General features: G+C 73.9%; 15 protein-coding genes. 7 read left to right on the top strand and 8 right to left on the bottom strand.

Translation table 11 applies throughout. From position 1 onward, the window contains the following. The first annotated feature begins 76 nt into the window (after window positions 1-76). Complete coding sequence (locus ER308_RS14305; protein ID WP_131155611.1) at window positions 77-1,285, top strand: ROK family transcriptional regulator; 1,209 nt, start codon at window positions 77-79, stop codon at window positions 1,283-1,285. On the opposite strand, the gene ER308_RS14310 is transcribed toward ER308_RS14305, so the two are convergent. Continuing rightward, a complete protein-coding gene (locus ER308_RS14310; protein WP_131155612.1) occupies window positions 1,282-2,373 on the bottom strand; it encodes an IS630 family transposase in 1,092 nt (363 codons plus the stop codon). The genes ER308_RS14305 and ER308_RS14310 overlap by 4 nt on opposite strands. Before the next feature lie 136 nt (window positions 2,374-2,509). Further along, window positions 2,510-3,829, bottom strand: a complete 1,320-nt coding sequence (locus tag ER308_RS14315; protein ID WP_131155613.1) for a DUF6159 family protein — start codon at window positions 3,827-3,829, stop codon at window positions 2,510-2,512. 728 nt (window positions 3,830-4,557) lie between these two features. Between ER308_RS14315 and ER308_RS14320 the strand changes: the two genes are divergently transcribed. The 3 genes from ER308_RS14320 to ER308_RS14330 all read left to right on the top strand — a co-directional run bounded on the left by ER308_RS14320 (window position 4,558) and on the right by ER308_RS14330 (window position 7,730). Next, on the top strand, window positions 4,558-5,133 hold the full coding sequence (locus ER308_RS14320) for a hypothetical protein (protein ID WP_131155614.1): 576 nt from the start codon (window positions 4,558-4,560) through the stop codon (window positions 5,131-5,133). A 69-nt stretch (window positions 5,134-5,202) separates the two neighbouring features. Next, on the top strand, window positions 5,203-6,717 hold the full coding sequence (locus ER308_RS14325; protein WP_131155615.1) for a protein kinase domain-containing protein: 1,515 nt from the start codon (window positions 5,203-5,205) through the stop codon (window positions 6,715-6,717). A 125-nt stretch (window positions 6,718-6,842) separates the two neighbouring features. After that, entirely contained in the window at window positions 6,843-7,730 is an 888-nt protein-coding gene (locus ER308_RS14330) for a bifunctional 5,10-methylenetetrahydrofolate dehydrogenase/5,10-methenyltetrahydrofolate cyclohydrolase (RefSeq protein ID WP_131155616.1), read from the top strand. A gap of 30 nt (window positions 7,731-7,760) precedes the next feature. Here ER308_RS14330 and ER308_RS14335 read toward each other — a convergent pair whose 3' ends face one another. Next, window positions 7,761-8,867 (bottom strand): NAD(P)/FAD-dependent oxidoreductase, encoded by a 1,107-nt coding sequence (locus tag ER308_RS14335; protein ID WP_131155617.1) that lies wholly within the window; start codon window positions 8,865-8,867, stop codon window positions 7,761-7,763. Window positions 8,868-9,003: 136 nt separating this feature from the next. Here ER308_RS14335 and ER308_RS14340 point away from each other — a divergent pair, with 136 nt between their 5' ends. Both ER308_RS14340 and ER308_RS14345 read left to right on the top strand, forming a co-directional pair. Continuing rightward, window positions 9,004-9,933 (top strand): malate dehydrogenase, encoded by a 930-nt coding sequence (locus ER308_RS14340; RefSeq protein ID WP_131155618.1) that lies wholly within the window; start codon window positions 9,004-9,006, stop codon window positions 9,931-9,933. 133 nt (window positions 9,934-10,066) lie between these two features. Next, a complete protein-coding gene (locus tag ER308_RS14345; RefSeq protein ID WP_131155619.1) occupies window positions 10,067-10,348 on the top strand; it encodes a hypothetical protein in 282 nt (93 codons plus the stop codon). On the opposite strand, the gene ER308_RS14350 is transcribed toward ER308_RS14345, so the two are convergent. Together ER308_RS14350 and ER308_RS14355 are read right to left on the bottom strand one after the other, a co-directional pair. Further along, entirely contained in the window at window positions 10,345-11,187 is an 843-nt protein-coding gene (locus ER308_RS14350; protein ID WP_205745629.1) for a LytR/AlgR family response regulator transcription factor, read from the bottom strand. The two genes, ER308_RS14345 and ER308_RS14350, sit on opposite strands and share 4 nt — an antisense overlap. 56 nt (window positions 11,188-11,243) lie before the next feature. Continuing rightward, window positions 11,244-12,551 carry a sensor histidine kinase gene (locus ER308_RS14355; RefSeq protein ID WP_131155620.1) on the bottom strand — a complete coding sequence of 436 codons (1,308 nt, stop codon included), beginning with the start codon at window positions 12,549-12,551 and terminating at the stop codon, window positions 11,244-11,246. 242 nt (window positions 12,552-12,793) lie between these two features. Here ER308_RS14355 and ER308_RS14360 point away from each other — a divergent pair, with 242 nt between their 5' ends. After that, complete coding sequence (locus tag ER308_RS14360) at window positions 12,794-14,029, top strand: IS110 family RNA-guided transposase (protein ID WP_131155621.1); 1,236 nt, start codon at window positions 12,794-12,796, stop codon at window positions 14,027-14,029. An 11-nt stretch (window positions 14,030-14,040) separates the two neighbouring features. On the opposite strand, the gene ER308_RS14365 is transcribed toward ER308_RS14360, so the two are convergent. The 3 genes from ER308_RS14365 to ER308_RS14375 all read right to left on the bottom strand — a co-directional run bounded on the left by ER308_RS14365 (window position 14,041) and on the right by ER308_RS14375 (window position 16,958). Next, window positions 14,041-15,831, bottom strand: a complete 1,791-nt coding sequence (locus ER308_RS14365) for a sodium/solute symporter (protein WP_205745630.1) — start codon at window positions 15,829-15,831, stop codon at window positions 14,041-14,043. Beyond that, the gene (locus ER308_RS22080; RefSeq protein ID WP_205745631.1) at window positions 15,828-16,337 is read right to left on the bottom strand and encodes a hypothetical protein; all 510 of its coding nucleotides are present in this window, start codon (window positions 16,335-16,337) and stop codon (window positions 15,828-15,830) included. Before ER308_RS22080 ends, ER308_RS14365 begins: the two co-directional genes overlap by 4 nt. 186 nt (window positions 16,338-16,523) lie before the next feature. Beyond that, window positions 16,524-16,958, bottom strand: coding sequence for a hypothetical protein (locus ER308_RS14375; protein WP_131155622.1), 435 nt, complete (start codon window positions 16,956-16,958; stop codon window positions 16,524-16,526). Window positions 16,959-17,167 lie beyond the last annotated feature (209 nt).

A 17,167-nucleotide genomic window follows, 5' to 3' on the forward strand; every position in this document is an offset into this window, starting at 1 on the left:
CAGGTGCCCGTGCGGCGTCCGTGCCTGCCGATTGGCACGGTCACGTACGCTGACCGCAACCGCAGGATCGGAGGCCGTGCTGTCCGGTGAGCAGCCCCACCCGCCCCGGGGGGGTCGTCGCGCGAGCGCCCGCACCGTGCTCGAGCAGGTGCACCTGGCCGGGCCTCTGTCGCGTGCCGAGCTGACCCGCCTCACCGGACTCAACCGCAGCACGGTCAAGGGCATCGTCGACGAGCTCGGCGCGGAGGGGCTCGTCATGGAGGGGGCCGCGGAGCCGCGCAAGACCCCGGGCCGTCCCTCCCGGGTCGTGCGCGTCTGCTCGGAGCGGCTCGCGGTGCTCGCCGTCGAGATCGCCGTCGACTTCGTGGCGGTCGCCACTGTCGGCCTCGGCGGCACCGTGCATCGCCAGGCCCGCGTGAGCCGCTCCCGGGAGCACCTGGACGTCGAGTCGACCAGGTCGGCGGTCCGCGAACTCGCCGCCTCCGTGATCGACGCACGAGTGCCGATCATGGGTGCCGGGGTGGCGGTGGTCGGCATCGTGCGTCGTGGCGACGGCGTCGTGCGCCTCGCCCCCAACCTCGGGTGGCGGGACGTGGAGCTCGCGTCCCTGACGCGCGGGACACTGGCGGCGCTGGGTGTCGACTGCCCGGTCTGGGTCGGCAACGAGGCCGACTTCGGTGCCCTGGCCGAGCACCGGCGCGGCGCGGCGCGCGCCCACGCGAACATGGTGTACCTGTCGGGGGAGGTCGGCATCGGCGGCGGGCTCATCGTCGACGGACAGCCGCTGGTGGGCGCCGCGGGCTATGGCGGCGAGATCGGCCACATCCCCGTCAACCCGGACGGGCGGACGTGCGGCTGCGGCGGCCAGGGCTGCTGGGAGACAGAAGCCGGCAAGGCCGCGCTGCTGCGCCATGCCGGGCAGCCCGCCGAGGACCCGCACGGCGACGCCGTGGAGCGGGTGATGGCTGCGGCCGCCGCGGGCGACGAGGCCGCGACAGCGGCGGTGGATGCCGTCGGCGCGTGGCTCGGCATCGGGCTCGCGGGGCTGGTCAACATCCTGAACCCGGAGCTGATCGTTCTCGGCGGCATGTACGGGCGCACGCTGCCGGCGATGCGGCAACCTATCCGTGAGCGCATGACCCGCCACACGATCGGTCCGACGGCGGAGGGGACCGCCATCGTCGCCGCGTCGCTCGGGCTCGACGCCCCCCTTCTGGGCGCCGCCGAGTTCGCGCTCGAGCCGGTTCTCGACGGCGCGCGCCCGGTGCCCCTCGTGGACGCCTAGTGTCCTGAGTCGGAGATTCGTTGGCAATATTCGGAGAGGGCGTGGAGGATCTCGTCGGCGGTCTTGTGCCACGCGTACGGGCGGGGGTTCTCGTTCCACGTGGCGATCCAGTCGCGGATGTCGGATTCGAGGGCTTGCACGGAGGTGTGGGTGCTGCGCTGCAGCAGTTTGGTGGTCAGCTCGGCGAACCAGCGCTCGACCAGGTTGAGCCAGCTGGCGCCGGTGGGCGTGAAGTGCAGGTGGAAGCGCGGGTGGCGCAGCAGCCAGCGTTGGATCTCTGGGGTCTTGTGGGTGGCGTAGTTGTCCAGCACCAGGTGCACGTCGAGGTGGTCGGGCACCTCGGCGTCGATCTGGTTGAGGAACTTCTTGAACTCGGCGGCGCGGTGGCGGCGGCGGTGCTGGCCGATGACCTGCCCGGTGGCCAGGTCCAGGGCGGCGAACAGGCTGGTGGTGCCGTGGCGGACGTAGTCGTGGGTGGCCCGCTGGGGGGTGCCCGGCAGCAGCGGGAACACCGGCTGGGTGCGGTCGATCGCCTGGGTCTGGGACTTCTCGTCCACGCACAGCACGACCGCGCGCTCGGGCGGGTCCAGGTAGAGCCCGACGATGTCTCTGACCTTGTCGATGAAGTCGGGGTCGGTGGAGACCTTGAACGTCTCGGTCAGGTGCGGCTTGAGGCCGAACGCGCGCCAGATGCGGCTGACTGCCGTCTGCGACATGCCCGCCGCGGCGGCCATCGACCGGGTCGACCAGTGCGTGGCATCCGGCGGGGTCTCCTCCAGGGTCCTGGTCACCACCCGCTCGACGTCGGCGTCGGTGATCTGGCGGGGCGCGCCCGGCCGCGGCGCATCCGCCAACGCCTCCACCCCGCCAGCGACGAACCGTCGCCGCCACTTGCCCACCGTCGCCTCGCTGACGCCCAGCTCGGCGGCGACCTCCCGGTTCGACGCCCCCCTCGCGCACGCCAGCACGATCCGCGAGCGCTGCGCCAACCGCTGCGACGTCTTGGGACGGCGCGCCCACCGCTCGAGCGTCGCCCGGTCCTCATCGGACAGCTCCAACGTGGCCTTTGGCCTGCCACGAGCCGCCATCGCCCATCCTCTCATCGGAGGAAGGGATCGTACCACATTATGCAACGAACTTACGATTCAGGACACTAGCACGGGGTGGCCCGTGGTCGGCCGTGCCGCGCCGGGCGGCGGGCCGGTTCGTCGTCCGCCCCCGGCGCTACGCCGACTGCATGTGGCCCGGAACGCGCAGCACACGGGGGGTGAAGGGGGAGGGCACCTCGCCGGTGAGCGCGTAGCGGTACAGCGAGGCCGCGAGCGCGCTCCCCGCGACGGCGGCCAGCAGTTGGATCGCCACGAGGCCGACCAGCAGCAGCACGAGTCCGATCAGCGGCTGCACCGTCGCGATCAGGACCGTCGTCAGCACGGTCACGAAGGCCAGTACCGTGACGAGGAGGCCGAGCCCGAACCCGCTGACGAGCGAGCGGCTCCACACGCGCCCGATCAGCCAACGTGAGCGTCGGATCGCCTCGCGCACCGGGATGCCCTCCACGGCGATCATCGGGACGACGAGCACCGTCAGCGTGTGCCAGGCCAGCTTGCCGGCGAACCCGACGGTGCGGTTCACGCGTTCGCTGACCATGTCGAGCACGAAGCCGACTGCGGCGTCCACGAGTGCCCACCGGGCCAGCGGGCCGAGGTGGCGCACGACCTGCCGGACGGCACGGGACAGGTCCACCGGACGGCCGTCGAAGCGGTCGGTGAAGGCAACCACCAGCACGGCTTGGGCGAGGATCGCGAGCAGGTAGCTCACGACGAAGAGGATCAGGTAGGCCACCCGCTCCGCGAGGTCGAGGTGCTCCCAGCTCGCGGGGTCGAGCAGCGCGAGCACCTCGACCCCGGCGATCGCCGCGATCGAGAGCGCGAGGAGCGCGCTGACCACCACGGTCACCGCCGGCACGAGCATGAGCTGCGGGTGCCGGGTGGCGAGGCGGAAGGACAGCAGCGCCAACTGCAGGCCGCTCGCGAAGCTCGACGCGATCCAGCCGAGGAACCCTCCGGCCGGTGCCCGGCCGACCCCGATGGCCCCCGGGACGCCCGGGTGGGGCAGCCCGGTGTCGGCGTTGCGGACACCCGAGCGATCGCGTTCGAGGCCAGCCTGGATGGCCATCATCCCGGTCGCGTGCACGCCACAGCCCTCGCACCGTTGCGCGCTCACCAGGTTGCGGCGCCCGCAGGCCGAGCAGAGCCATTCGTTGCGGACCTGCTCGAAGGCCTGCTCGCTCGTCGGGATCGCCGACCCCGGGCTGGATGTCGCCTCCCGAGGCGAGGCCGGCCAGGGGTCCTGCCGGGATGCCGTTGCCGTCGGCTCGGAGGGCTCGGGCTCGCTCCCCGGTAGCCCGGCGAGGAGCGCCTCGGGGTCCGGCGCGCTGCGTTCGGGCCCCGGCGGCTCGGGAAGCCGGGCGTGACAGAGGGAGCACCAGGTCGCGCCGGGCCCGTTCCGCGCGCCGCAGGCGCCGCAGCGGTGCTCGCTGGTCACCTTCCCCTCCTCGCCGGTCGTGACAGGGATCGGTGCGCGGCGGGATGAGCTTTAGCGCGCGGACGTCTGCGCTGGCCACGCGCCTGCGGTCCCGCTCGCCGCGCGCGGACGTCTGCGCTGGCCACGCGCCTGCGGTCCCGCTCGTCGCGCGCGGACGTCTGCCCTGGTCACGCGCCTGCGGTCCCGCTCGTCGCGCGCGGACGTCTGCCCTGGTCACGCGCCTGCGGTCCCGCTCGTCGCGCGCGGAGACCCGACGCGCCACATGTCCACCGGATGGGGCAGCGCCTCGTCGGTGGGGTGTGGGCATCTCCACCCTCCGCCGCCTGCGGTCTCGTCCACACCGCTGCGATGCCGCGGCGGTGTGGACGTTTGCGCTACGAACGACTCACGGTCCTGTCCACACGCGGCGAAAGGATCGGGCCCGACATGCGCTCAACGGACTGTTCGATGCTGTCGGCCTGCGGTTCCGTCCACACCCCAGCCGCGGTAGCTGCCCCCGGGACGCCCAGCCGCCCCTCCGTGGGTGGAACGCGAGGGTGCCGACGGGGCCGAGCGTGTTCGTGGATATCGAGCGCTGCGGCTGCGGGCCCGGGGCCTCCTCGCCTGCACGTGTCGGACGAGGGGGCCGGGCTGCATGGCCGGGACGCTCGCTGCGGTGGCGCCACAGTCCGATCATGGTGGGGACCAGTTCCCGGTACCCGTCGAACGACGCGGGGTGAGGAGGTCCCATGGCCGCCCAGGAACCGGCGAGCCGCCAGCCCGCCACCGGGGAACGGGGTGTGCCCGGCGAGTCCGGCGAGTCCGGCGAGTCCGGCGAGTTCGGCGAGTTCGGCGAGTTCGGCGGGTCCGGCGAGTTCGGAGAGTCCCGCGGGTCCGGCGGGTTCGGAGAGTCCGGAGAGTCCGGCGAGTCCGGTGCGCCTGGCGAGCCCGGCGGGTCCGGTGCGCCTGGCGAGCCCGGCCCCGAGGCCGCCACGTTCCCCGGAGGGGGCGTGGTGGTCGGTGTCGTGGCCGGGGCCGCCGTCGCGCTGGTCGGTTGGCTCGCGCTCACCCCGCCCGAGTACTCGGAGCCGTTGCCCGCGCCGCAGGCCGAGGAGGGGCCCGTCCCGCAACCGGCGCCCGGCCAGCCTCCCGGCGAAGCGCCGGGCCAGCCTCCCGGCGAAGCGCCGGGCCAGTCTCCCGGCGAAGCGCCGGGCCAGTCTCCCGGCGAAGCGCCGGGCCAGTCTCCCGGCGAAGCGCCGGACCAGCCTGTGCCTCCCGAGGAGCTCGATCCCGAGGAGCTCGATCCCGGCGACCTCGAGCCGTGAGCGTCGATCGGCCGTGCGGACGGGCCGGGATCGCCCGTCCGGCGCGTCTTGGATGGCATCCTCACGCGCGTGAGTGCTGACCCGACCGCCGTGCAGCAGCCGCAGGCGCGCCCGCGGGTGGTCGCCGGCCTGCGGCTGGTCGAGATGGTCGGCAGCGGTGGTGAGGGCGAGGTCTGGGACGCGCGCGACGAACGCGGGCAGCGGCGCGCCCTCAAGCTCGTGCGACCGGAGGTGCTCCCCGCCCCCGAGGAGCTGGGACGCCGCGGTGACTGGCTGACCCGGATCGACCACCCCGCCCTGGTGCGGGTGCACCGCACGGGGCGGCTCACCGGCTCGACCCTCGAGGGGTGGGGGTTCGTCGAAATGGACTTCGTCGCCGGGGAGCCCCTCGGCGCCGCACCCGCCGACCCGTACGCCCTGCGCCGGCTGCGCCCGCTCGCGGAGGCCCTCGACCTCCTGCACGCGGGACGGTGGTCCGAGGGTGTGCCGCTGGTGCACCGTGACGTGAAGCCCGCGAACCTGATCGAGCAGGACGACGGGCGGGTCGTGCTCGTGGACGTGTCCACGCTGCGTGGGCTCGACACGCGCGAGGCGACACGCGTCGGCACGCCGCTCTTCGCGGCTCCCGAGGTGATGACCGGGCACGCCGGCCCGCCCGCGGACGTCTACTCGTTCGCCGCGACGATCATCGCGCTGGTGAGCGGTGCCCGCGGCGCCCAGCTCGCCGACCTGCTCGCCGACCCCGGGCGTCTGGACCTCCCCCCGACGGTCGCACAGGCGCTGCATCCGGACCCGGCACAGCGGCCGGGCTCGTGCGCGGCGGTGCTCGAGGCCGGGACGACCATCGCCGGCCCGAGGGGGCAGGAACCCCAGCAGCTGCGTCTCACCCCGCCCCCGACGGCGCGCTGGTTCCTCGTGCTGGCGCTGCTCGCGGGCCTCGTGATCGTCGCACCGATCGAGCCGTTCGAGCTGCCCGAGCCCGGGATCTATGCCGGCGTGGTCCTGCTCCACGTGCTGTTCAGCCGGCTCGCGGGCGCCCCCTGGCTGCTGACGCTCGTGCCGCCGGCCGCGTGGGCATGGCCCCTCGGGGCGCGCGCCGCGCCGCCGGGGCGAGCGCGCGCGTGGACCCGGGTGACGTTGCTCGGGGTGGTGACGACGGGGCTCGCGCTCATGGCGCCGCTCGTGGGGACCGCGGCGGTGAACGTCGGGCGCGACCTCGTCGAGGAGTTCGCCCCCCTGTTGGCGTCCGCGCTCGACGTGATCGCCGACGGGCTCGCCGCGCTCGGCGTGGACGAGCTCGCGGCCGGTGCGGCCGGGGCGGGCACGGTGCTGTTCGTGGCCGCGTTGACGGTCGCGGCCGGCCGCGCGCGCCGCCTCGCGGGAGTGCTCCTGCGCTGGCTCCTGCTGCCGGCGTGGGTCCTCGGCCTGCTGGTCGCGCTGGTCGGCTCGGTGCTGGGGCTGCTCGTGAGCCGCGTCGCCGTCGAGCGTCTGGCGACCGGCGCGGTGGTCAGCGCGGCCGCGTTCGTCGGCGGGTGGGGCAGTGGGCGCCGCCCGTTGGAGCACCGCGCGGACCCGCGGCTCTGATCGGCGGGTGTGCACGTCCGGCAGGGAGTCGACGAACGCTGCACGCGGCGGCGACCGTCAGGCATCATGCCCGGGCCGCCGTGTCCGGCGGCCCGGAACCGAGGTCTGCGGGACAGGAGTGCGTGATGGGGGCGACGACGATCGACGGCAAGGCCACCGCTGCGGCCGAGCGGGAGCGGATCGCGACCGAGGTCACGGCGCTGGGCGAGCACGGGATTGTCCCCGGGCTGGCGGCCGTGCTGGTGGGCGACGACCCCGCGAGCGAGGTCTACGTCCGACAGAAGGAGCGGATGTGCGAGCGGGTCGGGATGCGCTCACTGGGCGAGCGCCTCGATGCCGAGGTCAGCCAGTCCGAGCTCCTGGAGGTCGTCGACCGCCTGAACGCCGACCCGGCGGTGAGCGGGATCATCGTCCAGATGCCGCTGCCCGATCACCTCGACGAGGTGGAGGCCCAGGAGCGCACCGACCCCACCAAGGACGTCGACGGGCTGCACCCCGAGAACGCGGGGCGGCTCATGCGGGGCGATCCCCGGTTCGTCCCGGCCACACCGCTGGGCTGCGCCGTGCTGCTCGCGACCTACGAGATCGCGGTGTCGGGCGCGAACATCGTGGTCCTCGGCCGCAGTCAGCTCGTCGGCCGTCCCCTGGCGACGCTGCTGTCGGCCAAGCCCTCGCCGGGCGGCCCGGTGGGCAACGCCACGGTGACCGTGTGTCACACCCGCACCCGTGACCTCGCGGCGCACACGCGAGCCGCCGACGTCATCGTCGTCGCCGCCGGGGTGGCCGGCGCTCTCACCGCGGACATGGTGAGTCCTGGCGCCACGGTGATCGATGTCGGGATCCATCGGGCGGAGGACGGCTCGCTCCACGGGGACGTGACCGACCCGACGGTGGAGGAGGTCGCGGGCGCGCTGACGCCGGTGCCGGGCGGCGTGGGGCCGATGACGGTCACGATGCTGCTCGAGAACACGGTGCGCGCAGCCCGCATCCAGGCCGGCCTGCCCGCGGTCTGAGCCCCGACCCGGCGGTGTGGGCTCCCCCCGCTACGCGCGAGTGAGAGCGAACCCCTCGATCGGGACCCGCGGCGCTTCGCCCACCGCGAGATCGCCGGCGATCGCACCGACCAGCGGGCCGACGGTGAGGCCGCGCGGACCGAGCCCGGTGGCGACGACCACGTTCTCGGCGCCGGGCACGGGCCCGAGCAGCGGGCGCCCGTCGGAGCTCATCGGTCGGAACCCGACCCGGGTCTGGGCGACCGTCGCCTCGCCGAGGTCGGGCGCGACCTCGACCGCCCGCTCGAGGATCTGGGAGAGCCCCGCCACCGTCACGCGGTGGTCGAAGCCGGTCCCGTCCTCGCGGGTCGCGCCGGCGACCACCCGGGGACCGCCGAAGCCCAGCAGGTAGTGCCGCGCGAACGCGTGCACGACCGGCCACGGTGCGGTGTCGGCGCCCGGCAGCTCGAGGTGCACGATCTGTCCCCGCTGGGCGGTCACGGGGAGGTCGATCCCGGCGGGGGCGCACACCGGCGGCGTCCAGGCGCCGGCGGCGACGACGACCGCGTCCGCCTCCAGCGCGACGCCCTCCACGCGCACCCCCTCGATGCGCTCGCCACTCGAGTCGAGCTCGGCGCTGCCGTGGCGCAACTCCGCGCCGCGCCGCTGCGCCGCCGATCGCAGGGTCGCGCAGGCCTGCCGTCCGTCGATGCGCCCCGCCCCCGTGTGGTGGAGGCCGACGAGGTCACGGCGCGCCGGCGGGAACGCCCGGCCCAACTCGGCGGGGTCGAGCAGGGCGACGTCGCCGATCTCGGGCGCGTCGTCCCGTCTCGCACGCAGTGTGGCCTCCTGGTGCGCGAGCTCCCCCGGGTCGCGGGCGAGCGCGATGCCGCCCACCACCCGGAACCCGAGGTCCCCGTCGCCGTCATCGGCGAGGGTTGCGGCGAGCTCCCGATAGTGTCGCGCGCTCTCGCGTCCGAGGGTGTAGGCCTCGAGGTCGTGCTCGTCGCGGCTCCACGGGCTCACGATGCCCGCCCCGGCGGCGGTCGCCTGGCCCGTGTCCGCGCGGTCGACGAGTGTGACCGTCACGTTGCGGACCGCGAGGTGGTAGGCCGCGCTCGCGCCGACGATGCCTCCGCCCACGACGATCACGTGCATGCGTCACCCCTCTTGCCTCGTGTCCGGACGCCTTGCCCACCGCCCGCAGCCTATGGCGCCCACCCGTGGCGCGGAACCGTGGTGCGCGGGATAGGCTGCCGCCACCGGGCAGACATCCGCCGAGAGGAGCACGACCGTGAAGATCAGCGTCATCGGCGCGGGTAAGTACGGCTCCACCCTGGTCGACAAGGTCGCGCGCATGAACTTCGCCGACCGGGTCGTGATGCTCGACATCGTCGAGGGGCTGCCCCAGGGCCTCGCGCTCGACATGAACCAGAGCCGGCCCATCGAGGGCTTCGAGACCGAGATCGTCGGCACGAACACCTACGACGCGACCGCCGGGTCCGACGTCGTGGTCGTCACGGCGGGCAAGCCTCGCAAGCCGGGCATGAGCCGGATGGACCTCATCAACGACAACGCGCAGATCGTCGGCACCGTCGCGCGCGAGATCGCCGCCAGCTCCCCCGAGGCGGTCGTCATCGTGGTCTCGAACCCGCTGGACGAGATGACGGCGTTATTCCAGCGCGTGTCGGGTCTGCCGACGCAGCGGGTGGTCGGCCAGGCGGGCATGCTCGACACCGCCCGGTTCCAGGACAAGACGGCGGCCGCGGTCGGCACGAAGCCCACGGCCGTCGAGGCGATGACGCTGGGCAGCCACGGGGACACCATGGTCCCGGTGCCTTCCCGCGTGCGCGTCGACGGCAAGCTGTTGGCCGACGTGCTCGATCAGGGCACGATCGACGACATCGTCGAGCAGACCCGCGGAGGTGGCGCCGAGGTGGTCGCGCTGCTCAAGGAGGGCAGCGCGTACTTCGCCCCCGCGAGCGCCGCTGCCCGGATGGTGCAGGCCATCGCCGGCGACGAGGGCGCGATGATGCCGGCGTGTGCCTGGGTCACCGGCGAGTTCGGGATCAGCGACGTCTACCTGGGTGTCCCGGTGCGGCTCGACCGCCGTGGCGTGGGCGAGATCGTCGAGATCGACCTCACCGACGACGAACTCGCCGACCTGCGCCGGGCGGCCGAGGCGGTCCGCGACAAGCAGTCCGACATCGACGGTCTGGTGTGACGGGGGTCGGGGGACCTTCGTCGCCGGTGCCCGGTGCCGACGACCGTGTGGGCCGCACACCGGTGGGGCAGGCTTCGGCGCCCAGGCAGGACGCTAGGCTCGCGGCAGCGGGCAACCCAACGAGGAGGGCGCCATGACGCGTGAGCGACCGGGAGCACCCGAGGACCGTTCCCGTCGGCGCGTACGGGGCGGCAACGCCGCTGCGCGTGCGCGCAGCCGGATCCGTGCGGCGCCCGACAGCGTGCTCAGCGAGGAGGAGCTGCGCGCCCTCGCCGACGAGGGGCTCGACGCCGAGGAGCTCCGTCGGGCCGCCCGCGACGTGCCCGAGCAGCCGGAGGCGAGCGTCCACGACCGCGACACCCCCCGCGACCAGCTCGAGAGCCTCGTCCGCGACGAGGAGTACGGCGACACCTAGATGCCGAGCAGGCGCCGCAGGTCGCGCGCCTGCCGCCGGGACACGTCGACGCGGCTGCCGTCCCCGAGCACGAGCACGAGCGCGCCCTGGTAGTCGCTCATCAGCTCGCGGACGTAGTCGAGGTTCACGAGGTAGGAACGGTGGGTCCGGAAGAAGCGGGGCCCGAGGCGGCGCTCGAGCTCGGACAGCGTGAACGTCACCAGGACCCGCTCCTCGCGGAGTTTCAACGCGCTGTACCCGCGTGCGGCCTCCGCGTAGACGATCTCGCGCGGATCGACGAGGACCGTCCGGTCGCCCCGTTGCACCGGGATCCGCGGAGGTCCCTGCCGACGCGTTCGCTCCTTGGCGGCCTCCCCCGTCGGGGATCCCGCGTCGGCCGATCGTCCGGGCTCCCGGGTGGGCGGTTCCTTTCCGGTCTCCTCCGTCCCCGATCCCGCCTCGGGTGCGCCTTCCTGTGGGGGCGATGACGAGGGCGCGAGACGCGGTTCCTCGTCGTCGCTGTGCCCGAGCGCCCGGTCGAGCGCGCGACGAAGACGCTCGGCGTCGAACGGCTTCACGAGGTAGTCGGCGGCGGCCAGGTCGAACGCCTCGACCGCGTGGTCGCCATAGGCGGTGGTGAAGATCACCGCCGGCCGTTGGGGTGCCTGCCGCAACGCTCGGGCGACGTCGAGGCCGGTGCCCCCGGGCATGCGGATGTCGAGCAGCACGACGTCGTAGTCGAGGCTCTCCAGCAGGGTCAGCGCCTCCTCCCCGTTGGTCGCCTCGCCGACGACCTGCACGTCGTCGAAGCCGTCGAGGAGGAAGCGCAGCTCCTCACGTGCGGGCGCCTCGTCGTCCACGATCAGGCACCTCGCGCGACGGGCGCGGCGGGGGGCGTCGGAGGGGCTCATCGCGCTCATCGCAGCGGGAAGGTCAGCTCGACGGTGGTGCCCTGACCGGGCGCGGACCGCACCTCCATGGTCGACCGGTCGCCGAACAGAGTCTCGATGCGTTCGGAGATGTTGCGCAGGCCGATCCCACCGGTGGCCTCAGCGCCGAACAGGACCTCCTCGAGTGAGTCGGCGTCCATGCCGGCCCCGTCGTCGGTGACCTGCAGGCGGGTGCGCCGGGTCAGCGGGTCCACGCGTGCCCGCAGCGTGACGGTGCCCCCGCCGACCTTGCCCGCCAGACCGTGCTTGATCGCGTTCTCGACGAGGGGCTGCAGGACGAGGACCGGGACCTGGGCGCCGAGCACCTGGGGATCGACGTCGTAGCGGACCTGCAGCTGTTCGCCGAACCGGGCCTGCTCCAGGGACACGTAGGTGCGGACGAAGAAGTACTCCTGGCCGAACTCCGCGAACTGTCCGTGCTGACGGATCGAGTACCGGAAGAAGTCCGAGAGGCGCAGGAGGAGGCGGCGCGTCTCCTCGGGGTCCGTGCGGGCCTTGGAGGTGATCGTGTTCAGCGTGTTGAAGAGGAAGTGCGGGTTGATCTGCGCCCGCAGCGCGTCCAGCTTCGCGTCCACCGCGAGCTGCCGCTCGTGGTCCAGCTCGCTCAACTCGAGGTGCAGCGACAGGATCCCGGCGATGCCCTCCACGAGCTCGCGGGTGGGCGGGTCCGGCTGCAGTCGGTAGACCTTGAGCGCGCCGACCGCGTGTCCCCCGACCTCCAGGGGGGCCATGGTCGCGCTCTCCAGCGGGCAGTGCTCGTGCGGGCAGCCGAGCTCGGCGCGGTCGTGCAGCACGAGCGATCGTGAGCCGGACAGCACCTTCTCGGTGGCCGCGGTCGTGGGGGGCTCACCGGGCTTGTGATGATCGCGCCCGGGGCCGGTGAACGCGAGCACTTGCTCGCGGCTCGTGATCGCCACGGCGTCGGCGTCCAGCAGCGGGGCGAGCAGCTTCGCGGTCCGCTCGGCGGCGTCGGCCGTCAGGCCACGCCGCAGCGGCATCCCCTGGCCGATGACCGCGACCGGGTCACGGTGGGCGAGGCGTCGCTGCTCCACGCCCCCCCGACGGGAGCCGGTCGTGCGCAGCGCGGCCTTCGACAGGCCCCGCGGCCCCCGCAGCACGGACGGATACCCGAGGATGACCAGCACGGTGAGGGTCGTGCCCCCGAGCACGGTCGGGGCCGTGCCGAGCGGCGGTGAGACCAGCAGCTGCGTCGCGACGAACACGAGCGCCCAGAGACCGCCCACTGCGGCCGCCAGCAGCCAGGTGCCGCTCACTGGTGCACCATCCTCGTGTCGGTGGTCATGGGACTGCCGATGCACCCCGGGTGCCTGCCGGACCACCGCCTGGGCCGCTGGCCCTTCGAGGGCCACGATGAGTTTCGCGGGGTCCGGCGGCCCGGGACGTGCCAAGCGGCTACAGGGCTGAGCGCCGCAGAGCGCCGATCAGTGAGCGACCGACGAGCACGTCCCAGCACCACCGGGTGCCTACCAGCTGGGCGAACAGCCAGGAGGCACACATGCAGCATGACACGACCACGTCCACCGGAGGAGTCGACTGGGCGACCGACACCAACGAGCAGTGCGTCATCGCCGCTGACGGCGCGGTGCTGCTGCGCGCGAACACCACCCATGACGCTGCCGGGATCCGCCGGCTGGTCAGCGCCTTCCTCGAGCACGGGGTCGACCGGGTCGCGATCGAACGGCCCGACGGGCCGGTCGTCGAGGCGCTGATCGCCGCCGGAGTCGAGGTTGTCGTCGTGACGCCGCGGCAGGTGAAGAACTTGCGGGACCGCTACGGCGCCGCGGGCAACAAGGACGACCGCTTCGACGCCTACGTCCTCGCCGATGTGCTGCGCACCGACAGCCACCGGCTCGTCTGCCTGACCCCCGACAGCGCGCAGACCCTCGCGCTGCGCTCGGCCGTGCGCGCCCGCACCGACCTGGTCGAAGCGCGGGTGGCGATCTGCAACCAGCTGCGCGCTCACCTGCGCACGGTGTTCCCCGCCGCCGTCGGCCTGTTCGCTGACCTCGACTCGGCCGTGAGCCTGGCGTTTTTGTCCCGCTTCCCCAACGTCGACAAGGCCGCGTGGTTGTCTCACAAGCGGCTGGGCTCGTGGCTGGCCAAGCACGGCTACAGCGGGCGCACCCCCACCCAGACGCTGCTCGACCGGCTCGACGCCGGCCCCGAAGGGCTCACCGGCCAGGTGGCCGCTGCCGCAGCCCACACCACCCTCGCCTACGTCAAAACCCTGCAGGCGCTGCGCACACAGATCAGCGCGCTCGAGACCCAGATCCGCGAGCAGCTCGCCGGCCACCCCGACGCGGCGATCTTCACGAGCCTGCCCCGCTCGGGGCAGGTCCGCGCCGCCAAGCTGCTGGTCGAGATCGGCGACGCCCGCGGCCGCTTCCCCACCGACGCGTCGCTGGCCGCGCTCGCCGGCGCCGCACCCTCCACCCGACAGTCCGGACGCCACCACGTCGTGTCGTTCCGCTGGGCCTGCGACCACAAGCTCCGCGACGCCGTCACCGACTTCGCCGCCGACAGCCGCCACGCCAGCCCCTGGGCCGCCGCCATCTACGACCGCCACCGCGCCGCCGGCAAGACCCACCAACACGCCACCCGCATCCTCGCCCGCGCCTGGCTGCGCATCATCTGGCGCTGCTGGCAAGACCACACCGCCTACGACCCCACCCGACACGGCGGCAACCAACCGTTCCTGCCCCCCAGCCAAGAACTTCCAGCGGTAGCTTGACACAGGGCATCTCATCGGCGCCCGTTCCTCGGCGTTCGTGGTTCGTCCGGATCGGCCAGCCCGCGGATCGTGAGCTCGGCCAGCCGCTCGGCCTGCCGGTCGGCAGCGGTCCCGTGCATCCGGACCCAGGTGCGGTCGAGGTCGACCGGGGTCGGGGTGACCTTCGACACCACGACCGTCACGAGCATCGCGGCGGGAGCCCCCAGCACGGCCGGTGCGAGCAGGACCCCCGCGACGTCGCCCTCGCCGGCCACGCCGACGACGCCGGCGAGGAAGGCGCCGATCGCGACCACGCTGCCGGTGACCATGCCCGCGACGGCTCCAGCGGCGGTGGTGCGGCGCCACCAGATCGCGAGGAGGAGCACCGGGGTGAGGGCGCTGCCGGCCAGCGTGAACGCCCAGGTCACCATCGTCGCGACGAGCGAGGGGAACAGGCCCGACAGCTCGGCGGGGCGCAGCGTGACGGCCACCGCGGCGCCGATCGCCGCGACGACGACCACCGCGCCCCGACCGGCGCGCATCGCCTGGCGCTGGGTCGCGCGCGGGTTGAGGTGGCGCTCGTAGACGTCGTGGCCCCACGAGGCGGCCCCGGCGAGCAGCAGTCCGGCGATGGTCGACATCACCGCGACGAGTGCGGCGGCCGCGAGGACGCCGAGCCCCGCGCCTCCCGCGGCCAGCCGCCCGAGCGCGAGGAGCGCGTGTTCGGGCACCCGTAGCACGCCGTCGACGGTGAGCTCGGCCAGCCACGGAGTACCGTCGGCGGCATCGGCGATCGCCGCGCGCGCCGCGACGCCGAGCAGGACCGCGAGCGCGTAGAACAAGCCGGCCGCGCCGAGCACCCAGACGGTGGTGAGGCGCGCGGCACGCCCCGTCGGGCTCGTGAAGAACCGGTTCATCACGTGCGGCAGGCCGGCGGTGCCGAGGATGAGCGTGATGACCAGGGCCAGCTGGCTCGCCGGCCCGTAGCGCGCGCCCGGCTGGTCGAAGCGCGCCGCGCCACCGTCGATGCGGTCGGGCACCGCTCGCAGCTCCCAGCCCTGGCGTCCCTCCACCGCGCCGCCGGCAGTGGCCCCGGCCTCCTCCCCGCTGCCGTCCTCGACCGGTACCGGGTTCGCGAGCGGGGTCTCCGAGACCTCCGCGACCGCGTCCGGGTAGCTGAAGCCGTCCGCCACCGTCACGCCCGTCAACCACAGCAGCACGAGCAGCAGGAAGGCGAACTGCACCGCCTGCGTCCACGTGGCCCCACGCATGCCCCCGAGACCCACGAGCGCGGTGATGGCGGCGGTCGAGACGAGCACGCCGGTCACGTACGGCGAGAGCCCTCCGATCCCGGCGCCGACGAGCAGCTCCCAGGTGATCCCGCTGGCCACCGCCTGCGGCACGAGGTAGCTCACGATGACGAGCTGGACGACGAGCACCGCGGCCAGGCGCACCCGTTCGCTCCCGAGCCGGCGGCCCAGGAAGTCGGGCAGGCTGAACTCGCCGAAGCGGCGCAGCGGCGCGGCGACGAAGAGGACGACCGGCACGAACCCGGCCGCGAACCCGGTCGCGTACCAGATCCCGTCGAGGCCCGCCGCGTAGACGGCGGCGGCGACGCCGAGGAACGACGCCGCGCTGAAGTAGTCCCCGCAGATCGCGCTCGCGTTGGTGGCGACGCCGACGCGCTGGCCCGCGAGGTAGAAGTCGAGGGTGGAGGCCCGACGCGGGCGGGCGGCGACGGCGAGGAGCACCGCGACCATGAGCGCCAGCGCGAGCGTCGCCATCCCGCTCGCGGTGACGGGCGCGGTGGCCGCGGCGATCATCGTTCGACTCCCGCCCGCGTTGCCGCGTCGCGTTCCGGCGCCGGGGGCTCGCCGGCGTCCCGGGCCGCCGTGGGATCACCGTCCGACCGTTCGGGCGCGACGCCCCCGAGCGGGGCTTCCTCGTCCTCCTCGGGATCGGGGGCGATGCCACCGCCGAGCATGCGGTCCTCGACGGTACTCGCGAGCGTGGCGGCGGCGGCCGCGATCAGGAAGAAGACGACGTACAGCCCCACCGCGGCCATGAGGAAGTGCGGGCTGAACCCCTCGACGAGGCTGCTCTCGACCCACCAGTCGACCGTGAGCCCGAGCGCGGGCACGGCCAGCGTGAGCACCACGAACACGGTCCCGTAGCCGATGGCGATGCGCCGCTGGGTGCGGAAGGCGGCGTCGACCTCGGCCGGCGTGTCGTGGTCGGCCGAGAAGGGCTCTTCCGAGCCGGAGTCCGAGTGCAGCGGAGGGTCGCCGCTGGGCACGCGAGCGGTCGGCTCCAGAGGGTCGTGTGCCACGGGCTGCACCGTACGCGCTCGCGTGGGCGGGCAACAGGGGTTGTTGCCGCCCTGCGGGCATCCGCCGGGGTGATGCGGGTGGCGCGGTCCACCTCCCGCCGGCTCATGCTCGCGCAGGCGAACGTCCGCGCCCCAGATGTGCGGCTGGGTCGGGGCGCGGCGCGGACGCACCATGGGCTCCCCGGGTCAGCGTGGTCCGGCGGTGTCGCGCCGCATGCGGTGGGCGGCGAGCGCGGCGCCGAGCCCTCCGACGAAGACCAGCACCATGCCACCCCCGGGCAGCCACCCCTGCGCGCCAACGAGCCCGTAGGTGTGGGCGACCTGCCAGAGCGGCAGTCCCACGCCGATGCCCGCGGCCGCGATGGCGTGCGCCAGCGCGAGGCCGCGACGACGCAGCAGCGCTCCGCAGACGGCCAGCATGGCGCCGGCGAGCGTGGCGAGACCCGGTCCCGCGATCGCGTTGAAACTGCCCAACGCGGTCTCCAACCAGGGCAGGAAGGAGCCGAACGCGATCGGGACCGCCGCGATGAGGAGCAGGAGCTGGCCACCTCCGAGCCAGGGCCAGCGGGCTCGCTTGGCCGACGATTGTTGCGGCGGGGTGACGTCGGTTCCCTCGCTCATGGGCAGGGACCGTACGGCAGGGGACGCGGGAGCCAACCGTCTCGGTCCACGAGCGGACGGCAGCGGCCCCCGAGCGGTTCGATCGACGCCGCGAGCGGCGAGCCCGGTGGGGCTCGACCGCTCGCCTCCGGGAGCCGACCGCTGGGAGCGGTTTCGTTCCCGTTAAGCAGGCAGCTCCTTGTCGCGCGCGCCGACCCCGGATCGGCTGG

This window comes from Egibacter rhizosphaerae, from assembly GCF_004322855.1.
Lineage (GTDB): Bacteria > Actinomycetota > Nitriliruptoria > Euzebyales > Egibacteraceae > Egibacter > Egibacter rhizosphaerae.

Coding starts and splice junctions, on each gene's coding strand:
- ER308_RS14310 (WP_131155612.1), bottom strand. CDS start 2,373: ATGGCGGCTCGTGGCAGGCCAAAGGCCACGTTGGAGCTGTCCGATGAG.
- ER308_RS14320 (WP_131155614.1), top strand. CDS start 4,558: ATGGCCGCCCAGGAACCGGCGAGCCGCCAGCCCGCCACCGGGGAACGG.
- ER308_RS14330 (WP_131155616.1), top strand. CDS start 6,843: ATGGGGGCGACGACGATCGACGGCAAGGCCACCGCTGCGGCCGAGCGG.
- ER308_RS14335 (WP_131155617.1), bottom strand. CDS start 8,867: ATGCACGTGATCGTCGTGGGCGGAGGCATCGTCGGCGCGAGCGCGGCC.
- ER308_RS14345 (WP_131155619.1), top strand. CDS start 10,067: ATGACGCGTGAGCGACCGGGAGCACCCGAGGACCGTTCCCGTCGGCGC.
- ER308_RS14360 (WP_131155621.1), top strand. CDS start 12,794: ATGCAGCATGACACGACCACGTCCACCGGAGGAGTCGACTGGGCGACC.
- ER308_RS14365 (WP_205745630.1), bottom strand. CDS start 15,831: ATGATCGCCGCGGCCACCGCGCCCGTCACCGCGAGCGGGATGGCGACG.
- ER308_RS14375 (WP_131155622.1), bottom strand. CDS start 16,958: ATGAGCGAGGGAACCGACGTCACCCCGCCGCAACAATCGTCGGCCAAG.